The 15,567-nt window shown below is 72.9% G+C and carries 12 protein-coding genes and 1 pseudogene; 5 read left to right on the top strand and 8 right to left on the bottom strand.

Annotated features, from left to right (window positions below; translation table 11 throughout):
- Positions 1 to 21 precede the first annotated feature (21 nt).
- The 3 genes from AZE13_RS01010 to AZE13_RS01020 all read right to left on the bottom strand — a co-directional run bounded on the left by AZE13_RS01010 (position 22) and on the right by AZE13_RS01020 (position 3,328).
- Positions 22 to 1,671 (bottom strand): transporter, encoded by a 1,650-nt coding sequence (locus AZE13_RS01010; RefSeq protein ID WP_066925559.1) that lies wholly within the window; start codon positions 1,669 to 1,671, stop codon positions 22 to 24.
- The gene (locus AZE13_RS01015) at positions 1,668 to 2,489 is read right to left on the bottom strand and encodes an ABC transporter ATP-binding protein (RefSeq protein ID WP_079123574.1); all 822 of its coding nucleotides are present in this window, start codon (positions 2,487 to 2,489) and stop codon (positions 1,668 to 1,670) included. Before AZE13_RS01015 ends, AZE13_RS01010 begins: the two co-directional genes overlap by 4 nt.
- Before the next feature lie 167 nt (positions 2,490 to 2,656).
- Positions 2,657 to 3,328, bottom strand: a complete 672-nt coding sequence (locus tag AZE13_RS01020) for a bifunctional DNA primase/polymerase (protein WP_066925562.1) — start codon at positions 3,326 to 3,328, stop codon at positions 2,657 to 2,659.
- 450 nt (positions 3,329 to 3,778) lie between these two features.
- Between AZE13_RS01020 and AZE13_RS01025 the strand changes: the two genes are divergently transcribed.
- A complete protein-coding gene (locus AZE13_RS01025; protein WP_066925565.1) occupies positions 3,779 to 5,173 on the top strand; it encodes a transcriptional regulator in 1,395 nt (464 codons plus the stop codon).
- Between the two features lie 307 nt (positions 5,174 to 5,480).
- Positions 5,481 to 7,202 carry a hypothetical protein gene (locus AZE13_RS01030; protein ID WP_258527521.1) on the top strand — a complete coding sequence of 574 codons (1,722 nt, stop codon included), beginning with the start codon at positions 5,481 to 5,483 and terminating at the stop codon, positions 7,200 to 7,202.
- A 36-nt stretch (positions 7,203 to 7,238) separates the two neighbouring features.
- Here the strand turns inward: AZE13_RS01030 and AZE13_RS01035 are convergent, their stop codons facing one another.
- Positions 7,239 to 8,588 carry an ABC transporter substrate-binding protein gene (locus AZE13_RS01035; protein WP_066925571.1) on the bottom strand — a complete coding sequence of 450 codons (1,350 nt, stop codon included), beginning with the start codon at positions 8,586 to 8,588 and terminating at the stop codon, positions 7,239 to 7,241.
- A gap of 171 nt (positions 8,589 to 8,759) precedes the next feature.
- Between AZE13_RS01035 and AZE13_RS01040 the strand changes: the two genes are divergently transcribed.
- Both AZE13_RS01040 and purU read left to right on the top strand, forming a co-directional pair.
- Positions 8,760 to 9,218, top strand: a complete 459-nt coding sequence (locus tag AZE13_RS01040) for an SCO4402 family protein (protein WP_066925575.1) — start codon at positions 8,760 to 8,762, stop codon at positions 9,216 to 9,218.
- Between the two features lie 32 nt (positions 9,219 to 9,250).
- Positions 9,251 to 10,216, top strand: a complete 966-nt coding sequence (purU, locus tag AZE13_RS01045) for a formyltetrahydrofolate deformylase (protein WP_258527522.1) — start codon at positions 9,251 to 9,253, stop codon at positions 10,214 to 10,216.
- 164 nt (positions 10,217 to 10,380) lie between these two features.
- On the opposite strand, the gene AZE13_RS01050 is transcribed toward purU, so the two are convergent.
- Both AZE13_RS01050 and AZE13_RS01055 read right to left on the bottom strand, forming a co-directional pair.
- Entirely contained in the window at positions 10,381 to 11,781 is a 1,401-nt protein-coding gene (locus AZE13_RS01050; protein WP_066925578.1) for a zf-HC2 domain-containing protein, read from the bottom strand.
- A 182-nt stretch (positions 11,782 to 11,963) separates the two neighbouring features.
- Positions 11,964 to 12,500, bottom strand: a pseudogene (locus AZE13_RS01055) (sigma-70 family RNA polymerase sigma factor); the annotation flags it as partial.
- A gap of 531 nt (positions 12,501 to 13,031) precedes the next feature.
- Between AZE13_RS01055 and AZE13_RS01060 the strand changes: the two are divergent.
- A complete protein-coding gene (locus tag AZE13_RS01060; protein WP_066927064.1) occupies positions 13,032 to 13,406 on the top strand; it encodes an STAS domain-containing protein in 375 nt (124 codons plus the stop codon).
- Positions 13,407 to 13,481: 75 nt separating this feature from the next.
- Here AZE13_RS01060 and AZE13_RS01065 read toward each other — a convergent pair whose 3' ends face one another.
- Complete coding sequence (locus AZE13_RS01065; RefSeq protein WP_066925583.1) at positions 13,482 to 14,612, bottom strand: sensor histidine kinase; 1,131 nt, start codon at positions 14,610 to 14,612, stop codon at positions 13,482 to 13,484.
- A gap of 116 nt (positions 14,613 to 14,728) precedes the next feature.
- On the bottom strand, positions 14,729 to 15,391 hold the full coding sequence (locus tag AZE13_RS01070; RefSeq protein ID WP_066925586.1) for a response regulator: 663 nt from the start codon (positions 15,389 to 15,391) through the stop codon (positions 14,729 to 14,731).
- Between the last annotated feature and the right edge of the window lie 176 nt (positions 15,392 to 15,567).

The raw sequence follows: 15,567 nt of genomic DNA on the forward strand, positions 1-15,567 counted from the left end.
AAGCGCAGCGGACGGGCGCAGCTACTTGCTCACGGCGGTCAGGATTTCCGGCAACCTCCCCACCACCCGCGGAGCGGCCACCCGGAAGCCCAGTTCGGCGATGCCGGTGCCGTAGAGCACGCCGGCCGGCAGGAGGATCCACAGCAGACTGTTCAGGCCGGCGACGTGCAGCCAGATCGTCAGGGCGATCAGCGGTGCGCACAGGATCCCGGCCGCCACGACGCCGCCCAGGAGGCTGAACCAGGCGATGGCGCCCTGGCCCGGGGCGACGTTCTTGTTGCCTTCCGACGGGATGGAGTAGGGGAAGAGCGTGGAGGCCAGAGCACCGGTGGCTATCAGGGCGCCGAGTGCGGCCAGCGACAGCCCGTACACCTCCAGGAAGGCCGACCACGGGCCGACCAGCGCCGCGAAGCCGATCACGACCAGCGTCACGTACGGAACGGCCACCAGCGCCAGCGCCGCCGCCCGGCCGCGCAGCTCCCGGTAGGCGTCGCGGGGCGTGGCGATCGTCGAGGCGACCATCCAGAACGCCGAAGTGTCCTGCCCGAACTGGTTGTACATCTGCATACCGAGCAGCGCGGACGCGGAGAACGTCGTGTACATGCTGCCGTTGCCCTGCACGGACGTGACCACCGGCAGCAGCAGACCGAGGCCCAGCGCGCTCGCCCAGGACATCTTCGACTTCGGGTCGCGCCAGGCGTAGCGCAGCGTACGGAGCATGACCGTGCCGGTGCGCCCGCGCGGCAGCAGGCGCGCGAGCCCCCGCTCGCCGGTGCCGGACCGACGTGCGCTGTCCTTCTCCACCGCCTGGAGGGTGGAGGAGTCCGGCGCGGTCATCAGGGTCGTCAGCGTGCGCTGCCACCACCACAGCAGCAGCGCCAGTACCAGCGCCGTCAGTCCCAGCCCGGCCAGTGCCCGCCCGTACGCACCCTGGCCGGCGTGCTCGACGGCGCTGATCGCGGAGGCCGGCGGCACCCAGCGCAGCACGTCCCCCAGCGGCTCCAGGACGGACAGGCCGTCGGGGCGGCCCAGTCGCTGGGCGGCGATGTTGACGCCCTGGGCGCCGAGCGCGATGAACAGGCCGCTCAGCACGGCGAGGTCGCGGCCCCGGCGGCTGGTCAGCAGCCGTATCGCGGCGGTGGCCACCGCGCGCGCCAGCGAGACGCACACCAGCACCACCAGAACGACGGCCAGGACGCCGGTGACCGCGGCGGCCGGTCCATGGGCGACCGCGATGACCGAGCCGGCCACCAGCGCGAAGGTGACGGCCGGGCCGATACCGACGAGCGAGGCCACCAGCAGCGCGCGGACCAGGGGCCGTGGCCGCAGCGGCAGCATGACCAGCCGGGTCGGGTCCAGCGTCTCGTCGCCCCCGGGGGAGAACAGCGGCATCACCGCCCAGCCCAGGGTGAGGATCCCCGTCAGCAGCACGGCCAGCGCGCCCACATGGGCGTTGCCGCGCAGCGCCGTCAGCCCCAGTACGGCACCGGCGGCGAACAGCAGGCCGACGACGATGGACGCGACGTACGCCAGGGTGCGCCCGGTCGACTGGCGCAGCCCGTTGCGCAGCAGGGACAGCTTCAGCCGTACGAAGACGGCGGTCAGGGACGGTACGGCGGCCGGGCGCGAGGTCACCGGGGCTGCTTCGGGCGTCACGGATCCGGTGCTCATCGGGCGCCGCCACCGCCCAGCCAGTCCAGGTGGTGTGCCGCGCCCCGGTCGCCGGCGCCGACCAGTTCCAGGAACGCGTCCTGGAGGGACGGCGCGGCGCCGCGCACCTCGGCGAGCGGGCCCTGGGCACGGATCCGGCCGGCGGCCATCACCGCGACCCAGTCGCAGAGCGATTCGACCAGTTCCATGACGTGGCTGGAGAAGATGACGGTCGCGCCGGAGGCGGTGTAGCGCTCCAGTACGCCGCGGATGGTCTGCGCCGATACCGGGTCGACGCCTTCGAAGGGTTCGTCGAGGAAGAGGATCTCGGGGTTGTGCAGCAGTGCCGCGGCGAGGCCGATCTTCTTGCGCATACCGGTGGAGTAGTCCACGACGAGTTTGTGCTGGGAGCCGGACAGGTCGAGCACCTCGAGGAGCTGGCTGGCCCGTTTGTCGACTTCGTCGCCGGGCAGGCCGCGCAAGCGCCCTGTGTAGCCGAGGAGTTCGCGTCCGGAGAGGCGCTCGAAGAGCCGCAGTCCTTCGGGGAGCACCCCGATGCGGGACTTGACGGCGACGGGGTCCCGCCAGACGTCGTGGCCGCCGATCTCGACCAGTCCGGCGTCGGGGCGGAGCAGGCCGGTCACCATGGAGAGGGTGGTGGTCTTGCCGGCGCCGTTGGGCCCGACCAGGCCGATGAAGCGGCCCGCGGGCAGTGTCAGATCGATGCCGTGGACGGCGGTCTGCTCGCCGAACTTCTTCCACAGGCCCTGGATGCGTACGGCGGCCGGGCCGCCCGAAGCGGCGGCCTGCCTGTCGATGTGCCCTGGATCGTTGGTCACCGGTCCTGCCCTCCGACGTCCCCGCAGGGGCCGGCCTGGCCCCCGTCCGGCACTCCACGATACGAGGAGCCACTGACAGCCGTCGGTGGCCGTCGGAGGTGAGCGGGCCAGGCGCCGGTGAGACCGCCTGGCCCCGAGGAAGCCCGCCCGGGGCCGGTGTGCCCCGGTCAGCGCGTCCGGGCCGCCACCGCGTCCTGTGCGCAGGCGTACGCGAGCTGGCTGATCAGGTCGTCGGCGTCCGGCAGCCAGCGGTTGGCGGCGGTCGGGCGCTGGGCCCACTGTACGGAGCCGTGCGTGCCCACCCGGGTCGGCGGGGCGGCGATGTACTCGCCCTCGCCGCGGCAGATCAGATCGAGTCCGGCCGGCGACCAGCCCATGTTCCGTACGCGGTCGGGCACCTTCGCCGAGGCGCCGGGCAGGACGAGGAAGAGCATCCGCCGGTCCGGGGTGCGGGTGACCGGGCCGAGCGTCAGCCCCATCCGCTCCATACGGGCGAGCGCCAGGCAGCCGGCGGTCTCCGGTACGTCGAGCGCTTCGAACGTCCGGCCCGTCGGCAGCAGGATCGAGGACCGCGGATGCCTGCTCCACATCCGGCGCACGGCGGTCGCGCTGCCGCTGGCCAGTCCGGCCCAGCCGGGCGCAACGGGGTGCGCGCCGGGCGCGGGGCAGTCGTCGGCGTCGCACGAGCAGCGCGGTGTCTCGCCGTCGTGCTCCAGCCATGCGCCGGGGAACACGTCCCAATGGCGTTCTTCCGCGTAACGCACTGCAGTGTCGAGCAGCTGCTCGCCGCGCTGCTTGGGGATCTGCGCGGCTCCTGTGACTCCGATGGTCTCTTCCACGCTGATGACAACTCTCCGTGTCACCAAGGGTTACGGCTCGAGGGACGACCTGCCCGGCGCATCGTTCTTGCACGTGGGGCGCATGGAAGCACTGGTGGGGGCGCGTAGGCGGGCCGGGGCCGGGCCGCGGGTAGCCACCTGCGTGACGGGCGGAAAGGCCGCCCGGCGGCGGCCGCGGTGCACGAGGGGGAGGCCCTGCACGGCGGTGCCGCTGTCTGTGCGCGGACACCGCCGCGCGCCATATGTCTTTGTGATCAATGCCTTGTGATCAGTTCCGTGTCCGCATCCTGGAACGCATCCCGCCGCAAAGCACCTATCGGTCCGATCCGTCCTATCGCGGCTATCGCGCATATCCGGGATGACTCGGATATCCGGGATATTCGCGGGGCATCGATCACGGAGAACGGCGTTCGCCGGTGAACGCGCAGCAGTAATCAGGGGGTAACAAGCATGGCCGCCAGGCCACTCGTCGCGCGGCAGCCCAATGAGCGGCTGCAAGCGCTGATTCAGGAAGCCGCCTGTTCCAACGCGGGGCTCGCCCGCCGCGTCAACATGTGCGGTGCGGAGCACGGTCTCGACCTGCGCTACGACAAGACGTCCGTGGCTCGCTGGCTGCGCGGACAGCAGCCCCGGGGCCGCGCCCCGGCTGTCATCGCGGAGGCACTGGGCCGCAAACTGGGCCGTACGGTCACCATCGACGAGATCGGGATGGCCGACGGCAAGAACCTCGCGTCCGGGGTGGGCCTGCAGTTCTCGCCGACCGTCCTGGGGGCGATCGAGCAGGTCTGCGAGCTATGGCGCAGTGACGTGGGGCGGCGCGACTTCCTCAGCGGCTCCACGGTCGCCGCCTCGGCGCTGGTCGAGCCCAGCCGCGACTGGCTGATCACCGGTGCGGACACCCAGGTCGCCCGGAACGCCGGCGCCCGGGTCGGGATCTCGGACGTCGACGCGGTACGCGCGATGACCGCGGCGCTCGGCGAACTCGACCACCGCTTCGGCGCCGGCCATGTCCGGCCGGTCGTGGTGCACTACCTCAACAGCGTGGTCTCCGGGCTGCTGGCCGGTTCGTACCGGGAGTCCGTGGGGCGGGAACTCTTCGCCGCCGTCGCGCGGTTGACGGAACTGGGCGGCTATATGGCCGTCGACACCGGACAGCCGGGTCTCGCGCAGCGCTACTACATCCAGGCGCTGCGGCTGGCCCAGGCCGCCGGTGACCGTGGCTACGGCGGCTATGTGCTCGCCGCGAGCATGAGCCACCTCGCCGCCTCCCTCGGCAATCCGCGGGAGATCGCCCAACTCGCCCGCGCCGCGCAGGAAGGCGCCCGCGGGCACGTCACCCCGCGGACCGAGGCGATGTTCTGCGCGGCGGAGGCCCGCGGGCACGCCCTGATGGGCGACAGCCGGGCCTTCCAGGCGGTGGCCGGCAGGGCGGTCGCCGCGATGGAGCGCGCCGAGGGGGCCGCCGGCTCCGGCGACGACCCGGCGTGGATCGCGCACTTCGACCCGGCGTATCTGGCCGACGAACTCGCCCACTGCCACCGGGACTTGGGGCAGCCGGGCCCGGCCTCCCAGCGTGCCAAGGAGGCGCTGAACGGGCATACGGAGGGCCGGGTGCGGCGCCGCGCCATCGGGCTGCTGTTGCTGGCCGGTGCCCAGGTGCAGCAGCGTGAGGTCGAGCACGCGTGTCATACGGGCACGCAGGCGGTGGAGCTGCTGAGCGGGCTGCGTTCGGACCGCGGTACGGAGTACCTGGAGGACTTCCAGCTGCGGCTGGAGCCCTACCGGGACGAACCGGTGGTACGGGAGTTCGGCGCGCGGCTGGACCTCCGGGCGGTGGCGGCGTGACCGAAGCCGCGTCAGGAGGTGGCGTCTGCTTCGCCTGCTTCGTCGCCTGATGCCTTTGTCGCCTGACACCGGTTTTGTCGCCATGCGGTCGTGATGCGTCATGCGGTCCTGGTGCGTCATGCCTCATGCGTCATGCGTCATGCGGTCGTGATGCGTCGGGCGGGCCGTCAGCTGGGTCCGTCCGACGCGACCGGAGGGGGCGGGCGGGGGTGGTGACCAGGCGACATGGTCGAACGTCACTGCGAACCGGTAGCGTGCAGCCGAGTTTCCATAGTTTCCACAGGTCTGCACGTCGGTAGGAGTTGCGGTGACGCAGAGCGGACAGGGCCACGACCCGCAGAATTCTGCGGCCGGTCCCGCGCGAGAGGGCGTAGTGCTGCCCCCTGACGGTGAGCCGTGGGCGCCCGACCAGCAGGCCGCACCGCCCGCCGGGCAGCCCTGGGGCCAGCCGTGGGGCCCCGGCCAGCAGCCGGCACCGGCGCAGCCGCAGCCCCCGTCGGCCCCCGCGCCCGGACGGCCACCACATCCGCAGGGCGGCGGCCAGGGCTTCCCGCCGCCGCCCCAGGGGCAGCCACCGATACCGCCCGCACCGCCGTCGATGCCGCCGCAGGCGCCCCCGCAGCAGGGCGCGCCCGGTGCGCTGGTGCGGGCCACCCCGCAGACCGGTGCGCCCCTTCCGCCCGCTGCGGGCGATGCGGAGGCCACCGCACTGATACCCCCCATCGGCTCCCGCTCCGGCGCTCCTGGCGCTCCCGGCGCCCCTGGTGTCCCCGGCGCTCCCGGTACACCTGGCACCCCCGGCGCTCCCGGTACCCCCGGTGCTCCTGGCGCCGCGCCGCTGCCGCCCGAGACGCCCGATGAGTCCACCACCATGTTGCGTGCCATCAAGCCGGGACAGCGCCGGCCGCAGGGCCGGCCCCACCCGGTGCCGCAGGCCCGGCAGCCGATGCCCGGTGCCGGCGGCGCGGGCGACTCCGAGGCCACCCAGCTGCTCCGCCCGGTGGGCGGCGGGACGCCGACCCCGCCTCCGGGCACGCCGTTCGGCACCGGCCCGGGTGCGCCGGGAACGGGACCGGGCGCGCCGGGAGCGGGCCCGGGCGCGCCGGGAGCGGGCCCGGGGGCGCCCGGCGACCGCCCCACCCCCGCCGAGTTCGAGGGCCTGTTCCGCGACGGACCGGGCGCGCAGCCCGCCGGCGGACCGGGCGGGCATCCGGTGGACGCGGCGGACGCCACCGCGCAGCTGCCCCGCTTCGAGGACCAGGGCCGTCCCCGTCCCCCGTACGAGGCCTCCGGCCAGGGCTACGCTCGGCAGTTCCCGCCCGGCGGCGGCCACGACCCGTACGACCAGCAGGCCTTCCACGACGAGGACGGCGGCGGGCGCCGTCGTCGGCTCGCCCCGGTGGCGATCATCGGTGGTGTCGTGGTCCTGCTCGCCGGCGCCGGCCTCGGTCTCGGCTGGATGCTCAGTGGCGGCGGCAGCGACGATGGCGAGAAGAAGCCGGCCCCCGGGAACAGCGCCGGCCCGGCGGCCGGTCCCGCGGAGAAGAAGGACGAGCCGAAGCCGGCCGCGGACCCCGCCGAGGGCCAGGCCAAGGGCCTGGACGCGCTGCTGGCCGACAGCAACAACAGCCGCTCGTCGGTGATCGGCGCCGTCAACGACATCAAGTCCTGTGACAACCTCGCCGGTGCGGCCAACGACCTGCGGGCCGCGGCCGGGCAGCGCAACGACCTGGTCGAGCGGCTGAAGAAGCTGCCCGTCGACCGGATCGGCGACCATGCCGCGCTGACCGCGGCGCTGACCAAGGCCTGGGAGTCCTCCGCCGCCGCGGACAACCACTACGCGGCCTGGGCCGGCCAGGTCGCCGACAAGAAGGGCTGCCACAAAGGCAAGGCCCGCGCCACCAAGGAGACCTCCCAGGGCAACGCCGCCAGCGGACAGGCCACCCAGGCCAAGAAGGAGGCGGCGCGTCTGTGGAACCCCCTCGCCCGCAAGTACGGCCTGACGGAGCGCCGCCCCGAACAGCTCTGAGCCGCCCGCCCGCCCGGCTCCCGGTCCCTGGTCCGGTCAGTTGTCCGTCCGGCGCCGTTCCAGCGTCCCGGTGACGTTCACGAACCCGTCCCGTGCGGCGACCAGTTCGCCGTCCCGGACGACCTGGTAGGTGACCATGGCGTTCACTATGCGCGGGAAGTCCTGCACGGCGAGCATGTCCTCGTCGCGCCAGCGCAGCTTCGGGGTGAGGCCGCCGGTGTCGACGGCGCGGTCGCCGCGGTCCAGCGTCGTCTGCAGATCGTGTGCGGTGATCGCGTCGACGCCCCGGTCGTCGAGCTCCTCGATCAGCGCGCGGAGGACGGTGTAGGCGATCCAGGTCGTCTGGACGCCCTGGTCCGCCGGGTCGATGCGGTTGTCGTCGAAGGCGAAGTCGGTGATGACCTTGCGCATCGGGTCCCAGCGGCGGTCCCCGGCGGCCGGGTACCAGCCCGTGATGTCCGCGCCCTCCAGGGGTCCGGATCCGCCGCCCGTACGGTCCAGCAGCGACTGGCCGACGCTCCCCAGGACGGAGGCGACCCGCACCTTGGGGTGCTCCTTCTGGAGCCGCCGGAACGCGTCGAAGAACGCGTCGGTGTGGTCGCCGAGCGAGGCGGCGATGCAGGAGCCGGCCGCCGCTCCGCCGGCCGGTGCCGACCCGTGGACGGCCGGGTCCGCGCCGACCGCCGCCAGGGCGCGGGTCACCTGCGGCGTGTAGTCGGTGCCGTCCTCCGGCGCCCTGATGTCCCTGGCCGGCTCGCGACTGCCGTTCCGCAGCCCGGAGTTGAGCAGGGACGGCATCTGGTCGCCCTGGATGGTGTCGGGGCGGACCAGCACGACGCGGGTGCAGTCGCCCGCCAGCTGACGGCCGTTCCCGGCGAGCAGCGACGCCTGGCCGCCGTTGACGGGGTACGACAGCGGGCTCTCGAACTCCTCCGCGGAGGCGCCGTAGCCGCCGATGAAGGGGATGCCGGAGACCTCCAGCGGCGACATGAACTGGCGGCCGAACTGACTGTACGAGCCGACGACGGCGACCGCCCCCTGGTCCACCGCGCGCCGGGCGCACTGTGCGGCGGCCACCGAGTCGTTGCGCTCGTTGCAGGTCAGCACCCTCAGGTGGTGTCCTCGGATACCGCCGCGGGAGTTGACCCAGCGGGCGTACGCCTGGGCCATGGCCGGCATCCCGGGCATATTGGTCGCCTTGGTCTCCTCCGGCGCCCAGGTCATCACCGTGACCGGCTCCTTCTCCCCGGATTCCCCCGGTCCGGGGAGGGAGCCGCAGCCCGAGAGCAGCGACGCGAGGGCCGCCCCGCATGCCACCGTCGACACGATCGCGACCGTGGGAACGTGGCGGGCGGGGCGGGGGGAGGAGCGTCGCCGTCCGGTCATGGCACCGCAGCCTGGCGCCCCGCCCGGAACGTTCGAGTGACGACGGCGCAACGGACGGTGACCTGGAGGTGAACTCCGGGGGCCCGCTTGAGATCGTCGAAGCGGAACGTACGATCACATACCGTGCAAGGTTCGGAGAAGTCTTCCCGTCGCGGCCGTCGCTCGACCACCATGGGCGGTATGCCACTCAACGACATGCCGTGGTGGCGCTGGCGCAGCAATGTGCGCTCCGCGCTGCACATGCTCTCCGACCCCGCCTTCCACCGGGATGTCTGGCTGGCCGGCCGGCCCGGGTACGGAGATGTCACCGACGCCGTCTACCGCCTCGTCGAGGACACCTGGCTGGATCACTGGTCCGCCGACCGGTACATCGGCACGATCTTCCGTGACGCCCAGGAGGCCCAGCTGGTCGACATCGCGGTGCTGCGGGTGCTGCGGATCCTGCACCAGGTCGGTCCGGACGCCCCGGTCGCCGCGTACACGGCGCACGAGGGCTGGCCCGAGGCCGTACGGGCGGCCCGGGAGGCCCACGTCCGGCTGGCGACGGCCGACGGCGAGGACCCCGAAGCCGCGCCCCGCGCGCTGCGGGTGCTGGCCCTCATGACCGGTCAGCCGGCCACCGCGGCCTGAGCAGCGCTCCGGATGTGCGACCCTATGAGGTCATGAGCGAGTCGCAGTCCCCCCAGCCCGGTCCCCTCGACCAGTCCGGTTCCCCCGACCGGAACGGCCGCACGAACGATCACGGAGATTACGGAGATCGCGGAGATCGCGGCGGCCGAGGCGATCAGTACGTCCTCACCCTGTCCTGCCCGGACAAGCCGGGGATCGTGCACGCCGTCTCCAGCTACCTCTTCATGACCGGCTGCAACATCGAGGACAGCCAGCAGTTCGGCGACCGCGACACCGGGCTGTTCTTCATGCGGGTCCACTTCACCGCGGACTCCCCGGTCAGCGTGGACAAGCTGCGGGCCAGCTTCGCGGCGGTGGGCGACTCCTTCGGCATGGACTGGCAGCTCCACCGGGCCGACGAGAAGATGCGGATCATCCTGATGGTGTCCAAGTTCGGGCACTGCCTCAACGACCTGCTCTTCCGCTCCCGGATCGGCGCGCTGCCGGTCGAGATCGCGGCCGTGGTCTCCAACCACACGGACTTCGCCGAGCTGGTCTCCTCGTACGGCATCCCGTTCCACCACATTCCGGTCACTCGCGACACCAAGCCCGAGGCCGAGGCGCGGCTGCTGGAGCTGGTGGCGGCGGAGAACGTGGAGCTGGTGGTGCTCGCCCGCTATATGCAGGTGCTCTCCGACGATCTGTGCAAGGCGCTGTCCGGCCGGATCATCAACATCCACCACTCCTTCCTGCCGAGCTTCAAGGGCGCCAAGCCGTACCACCAGGCGCACGCCCGTGGCGTGAAGCTCATCGGTGCCACCGCGCACTACGTCACCGCGGACCTCGACGAGGGCCCGATCATCGAGCAGGAGGTCGAGCGGGTCGGCCACGAGGTCACGCCGGACCAGCTCGTGGCGATCGGCCGGGACGTCGAGTGCCAGGCGCTGGCGCGCGCCGTGAAGTGGCACAGCGAGCACCGGGTGCTGCTGAACGGCAGCCGGACGGTCGTCTTCGCCTGAGCGCTCTCCGTCGCTGAGGAATACTCTCCGTGCCCGTCACGTTGTGGGTCCCGAGGGGGCGCTCGGATCCCCTACGGGATCTGTTCGACCGCCCCCTACGGGAAAGCCCCCGGATTCCCCGGATTCCCAAATCCTCCGGAAGGCAAGCCCTGGAAGCGGGAACGCTAAAGGCGGGACAGCGACGCGGTCGCGAAGAGCACCTCGCGGATCGCGTCGCGCTCACCGTTCTGCCCCGCGGCGGCGTCCTCGGGTGAGATGTGGCCGGCGGCCAGCTGGCAGAACTCGGCGCTGTCCAGGGCGATATGCGCGACCGTGTGATCCGGTGTGCCGATGGCGGCCGGTGAGTCCAGGGCTATGTACCAGTGGCCGCCGCCATGGCCCTCGACCTCCAGGTGGAGCGTACGGCCCGGGGCGCCGGCCTCCACCAGCCGCCGCGGCGGTGCGGCGCGCCCGGCCCGGCGGCGGTCGGCCAGCGCACTGGGCAGCAGCCGGGCGGCGAGGTCGACGATACGGTGCAGATGTGCGGCGGCCGGGGCCTCGTACGGATAGTCCACCGCGTCCGCGATATCACCCGCGTGTACCCAGCACTCGAAGGCGCGGTCCAGGAACGCGTCGCGCAGCGCGAGGCTGAAGTCCCCGTACGGGACGTCGAGTTCGGCCACCTTGCCGCCGGCGAACGAGACCTGCCGCATCAGGGCGTAACTCTGGTCGCGCCAGGGGCCGTGCGTGGCCGGGCGGTCGAGCAGCTGGTCCGTGGCCCGCCAGAACGTCTCCGTACGGATGAGGGGGTTCGGGGTGCCCGGCGGGGCGGCGGTGCCGAGCGGGTCGGGCAGGCCGAGCGCCGTCGCGACCAGGCCGTCGACCGCCGTCAGATGCCCGATCACACCGGCGACGGTGGTCTCCCGTGCCATCGGACGCTCGTCCTCGAACCAGCGCAGCCGCACCGGAGCGCGCCACTCCGACTCGCCCATGTCGCGCAGCAGCGCATCCAGTTTGGCGGTCTCCGCGTCGTACGGAGCCGCCCAGTCGGGCACCGGGATGCGGGCCGGCCGGCGGCCCAGACAGCCCTCCAGCACACGGGACCGCAGCCGCGGATCGAGGTCGAGGCTGTCGGCCGGGTGCAGCAGCCCGACGGCGTCGCGCAGCCGCAGTGCCTCGTCCGCGCAGGCGGCGCAGTCGGTCAGATGCGCCTCGACGGCGGCGGTCTCCTCGGCCGAGCAGGCCGACAGGGCCCAGGCACCGAGGAGGGACTTGAGGACGGCGTGCGACGGGGCGGGTATCGGCGCCGGAAACCGCCCGGGGACGACGGGGCCGGTCGCGGGTCCGATCGCGGGGCCTGGCACGGGCCCGGTTTCCGGTGCGCGCGGGGCGATGCCGTACGGGCGGCGGGCGTCGCCCGGCGAGGTGTCGTGGCCCGACGGGCCCAGCGGATCGCCGGCGGGCGCGGGCGGGATGTCGGGGAGCGGGCCGTGGTCCTCGGCGGCGGGGCGCGGTGCCGGTATCCGCGGCCGTTCATCCGGTCCGCCGGGCAGCTCGCAGCCGTCCCACTCGTCCGGGCCGTTCATCGCGTCCGTCCATGGCCGGGGCCGGGCGGTGCGGAGGAACCGGGGCCGGTGTGGTGGGTGTGCGGTGCGCGCGGCACCCGGGGCGCGTGTGACGACTGTGGCGCACGAGGTGCCGCGGGGGTGGCGCGCACAGTGCTCGACGTGTACGTGGTGCGGTGGGTGGGCGGCAGGGCCTGGTGGTTGTGGGCGGTGGACAGCAGCTGCAGGCCGAGGCGGAGCCGGCGGCGCGCCTCGTCCTCGGTGACGCCGAGGTCGGCGGCGGTCTGGCGGTAGTCCCGGCGCTGGAAGTACGCCAGCTCCAGCGCGGCCCGCAGCGGCGCGGGCATGGACGTGACGATGTAGTCGGCGCGGGCGGCGGTCGAGGCCTCGCGGATCCGCTGCTCTATCTCTGCGGGCTCGGGGGCCTCGTCCCCGCAGTCGCGTGCCGAGGCGGCCTCGGTCTGGCGCAGCCGCTGGACGGCGTGGTGGCGGGTGAGGCCGGCGACCCAGGAGCGCAGCGAGCCCTGCTTGGGGTCGTAGGTGCCGGGGTGCTCCCAGATGTAGCCGAACACTTCCCGGGTGATGCGGTCGGCGGTGTCCTCGTCGTCCAGGACGCGGTACGCGAGGCTGTGGACGAGCGAGGCGAAGCGGTCGTAGAGCTCACCGAGCGCGGCTGCCTCACCGCGCGTGAGCCGCTGCTGCATCCGCCTGTCCCAGCGCGGTGGCGCGTCGTGTCCCATCGGACCCCCATCCCTGCCCTTTCGGCTGTGGGCTCACACCTCAGCCGACACTCCCGCACACACTTTGCCCGGTTCTGTGTGCAGGATCACCGAATCCGCCGTGCCAACGAATGTAATGGGCGGGTCTGACAACGGATGCTCGTTTGCGGCAAACCGAGCCTTGAGGGGGACGCGGGTGGTAAAGGACTGACGGCCGCTGCCGCCGCCCGCTGGTCGCGCGGACGGTCGCGCAGGCGGTTGTGCGGGCCCGGGGAGGCTGAATGAAGCTGTCCGTAGAGGTGCCGATGATGCTCGATGGTGACCGCTTACGCCTCTATGCGGCGATCTGTTACCCGGGTGTGACCGAATATCGGAGAAAACCCGCCCCGTCCTGGGCATAGCCTTGGAAGGCAACGGCCTTTTGCGTCACCGGTGTGCCGACGGTTCGCACGGGTTTCAGCGGATCGAGGCCGGGCAGTCGAGCCGGGGAAGGGTGAGTTCCGGATGCAGCCGGGCACATCCGTCCGCAAGCGAGCGAAAGGCTTCGAGCGCGTGTCGTTGAAGGTGGCAGAGGACCAACAGGGCCCCTGGGCGGTACTCCAGGTCTCCGGTGAGATGGACATGGTCACGTCGCCCGCGGTACGCCAGCATGTGCACAACGCGGTGGCGGACGGCCGCCGATCGCTCGTACTCGACCTGTCCGGAGTCCAGTTCTGTGACTCCAGCGGCGTCGGCGTGCTGATCGCCGCCCGCCGGCTGATGCGTTCCTGCCAGGGACGGCTGCGGCTGATCCTGCCCGCCCAGGGAGCCGTCGACGGCTCGCACGTCAACCGGGTGCTGGCGGCGCTCGGCGTACGCCGCCTCTTCGAGGTCTACCCGGACCTGTGCACCGCCGTCGACGAGGCCGCGGCGCCGCTCTCGGCCTGACCCCGCGCCCGGAGCCCGGCGGCCCGTACGGGAACTCTGCCCATCTCGGGAACTCCGCCCGCTCACGATCTCTGCTCAGGAACTCCGCCCGTACGGAAGCTCCGCGCGTACGACGAAGCCCCCGTCGGGCGTGGGACGCGCCTCCAGCGTCCCGCCGAGGCTCTGCGCCCGCTCACGCAGCCCCACCAGGCCGTGGCCGCCGCCCGGCAGCGCCGGCGCCGTCGCCGACGCGTCCGCCGGCCCGTTCCGGATCTCCACCCGCAGCCCGGTGTCCACCGGATCCACCCGGACCCGTACCCGCGCGCCGGGCGCGTGCTTGCGGACATTCGTCAGCGCCTCCTGGACCGTACGGAACGCGGCCCGCTCCACGGTCTTCGCGCCGCTCGCCCCGGCGACCGCCCCTTCCTCGGAGTCCGCGCAGCCCTCGTACGTCACATCCAGCGCGCTCATCTCGATCAGGCGCGGCAGCTCCGCCAGACCGGGCTGCGGCGCCAGATCACGCGTCTCCTCCGTATCGCCGCCGTTCGCCCGCAGGACGCCGACCATGTGCCGCAGCTCCTCCAGCGTCCGCACCGACAGCTCCCGGATCGTCCGGGCACCCGCCCGCGCCGTCTCGTCCGCCGTGCTGACCTGCACCGCCCCCGCCTGCAGGCTGATCAGGCTGACCTGATGGGCGACCACATCGTGCATCTCACGGGCGAGCCGGGCCCGTTCGGTGGTCTTGATCCGTTCCGCGAGCAGGGTGTCCTCCCGCTGCCGGCTGCGGGTCAGGTCCGCGACCCGGGAGGCGAGTTCCTGACGGGTGCGCACCAGGAGGCCCAGGGCGATCGGTGCGGCGGAGGTCACACCGGCGTCGATCAGCGTCAGGGCGTTGTCGCGGTACTCGGCGAGCTCGAAGTCGGAGATCGGGAACGGGAAGAAGTGCGCCGCGATCAGCAGTACCGCACAGATCCCCAGCCGGACCCGGCCGGGCCGCCGGCCGGCCAGCGTGTAGAGCGCGATCATCGGTGCGAACCAGATGTAGCCGATGTACAGACCGGGGAGGGTGCCGAGGAAGACCAGCAGCGGGAACCGCCGGCGCAGCAGCAGCGCTGCCGCGGCGACCATCGAAGCACCCAGCTCCAGGGCCATCCCCAGGTCGTTGACCAGCACCGCGTCGGCGATCGCCAGCAGCACCGGTACCACCACCGGTACCACCGCCGGCATCCTTGGGGCGACCCCGCGCGGCCGCTGTCCCCGCGCCCCGTCCGCCGCGGCCCGCCCGTCCGCTGCGTCCCGCCCGTACGTCGCGTCGCGCCCGGACGCCCGCCCGCGCCCCGGCCTCACCCCGTGCCCCCCGGACCATCCGCCACCAGGCCCGCCCGGTCCGCGACGATCGCCGCCTGTACGCGATTGATCCCGCCCAATTTGCCCAGCAGGGCCCGTACATGGTCCTTGACCGTACTGGGGGCCAGCCCCATCCGGTCGGCGATCTGGGCGTTGCCCAGCCCCTCGCCGAGCAGGGCCAGCACCTGTGACTCCCGGGGCGTCAGCCCGCTCACCGCGCGCGCCGCGGCGGCCTGGCCCTCGGCGGTCAGATACCCCCCGATCACCGCCCGGGTGACCCCCGGATCCAGCACACTGCCGCCCGCGGCCAGTGTCCGTACGGCCCGCACCAGTTGCTCCGGATCCGAGTCCTTGAGGAGGAACCCGGCCGCGCCCTCGCGCAGCGCCGCGGTCAGATACTCCTGGGCGTCGAAGGTGGTCAGCATTGCCACGGCCGGCGGTTCGGGGGCGGCGCGCAGGCCGCGCAGGACGGTCAGCCCGTCGACATCCGGCATCCGGATGTCGAGCAGAACGACCTCGGCGGCGCAGCGCAACACGGTCTCCACGGCCTCCGCGCCACCGCAGTCCGCGACCATCTCGATGTCCGGGGCGGTCCCCAGAATCATCCGCAGCCCGGATCTGACCAGCCGTTCGTCGTCCACCACAGCGACACGGATCACCGGCCGCCCCTTTCTCCTCCGCACCCTTCCGAGCTCGCGGAACCGCCCGGCGCTGCGCGACTCCGTACCTCTCCGCCCCCGTCCTACGACTGCCCAGCCCCTGTCCTACGACTGCCCAGCCCTGCGACGGACCCCCACCCCCGCCGAGCGGCGGGGGTGAGCCCGCGACCTCGGGA

The organism is Streptomyces sp. NBRC 110611 (genome assembly GCF_001590865.1).
In the GTDB taxonomy this organism is placed as follows: domain Bacteria; phylum Actinomycetota; class Actinomycetes; order Streptomycetales; family Streptomycetaceae; genus Streptomyces.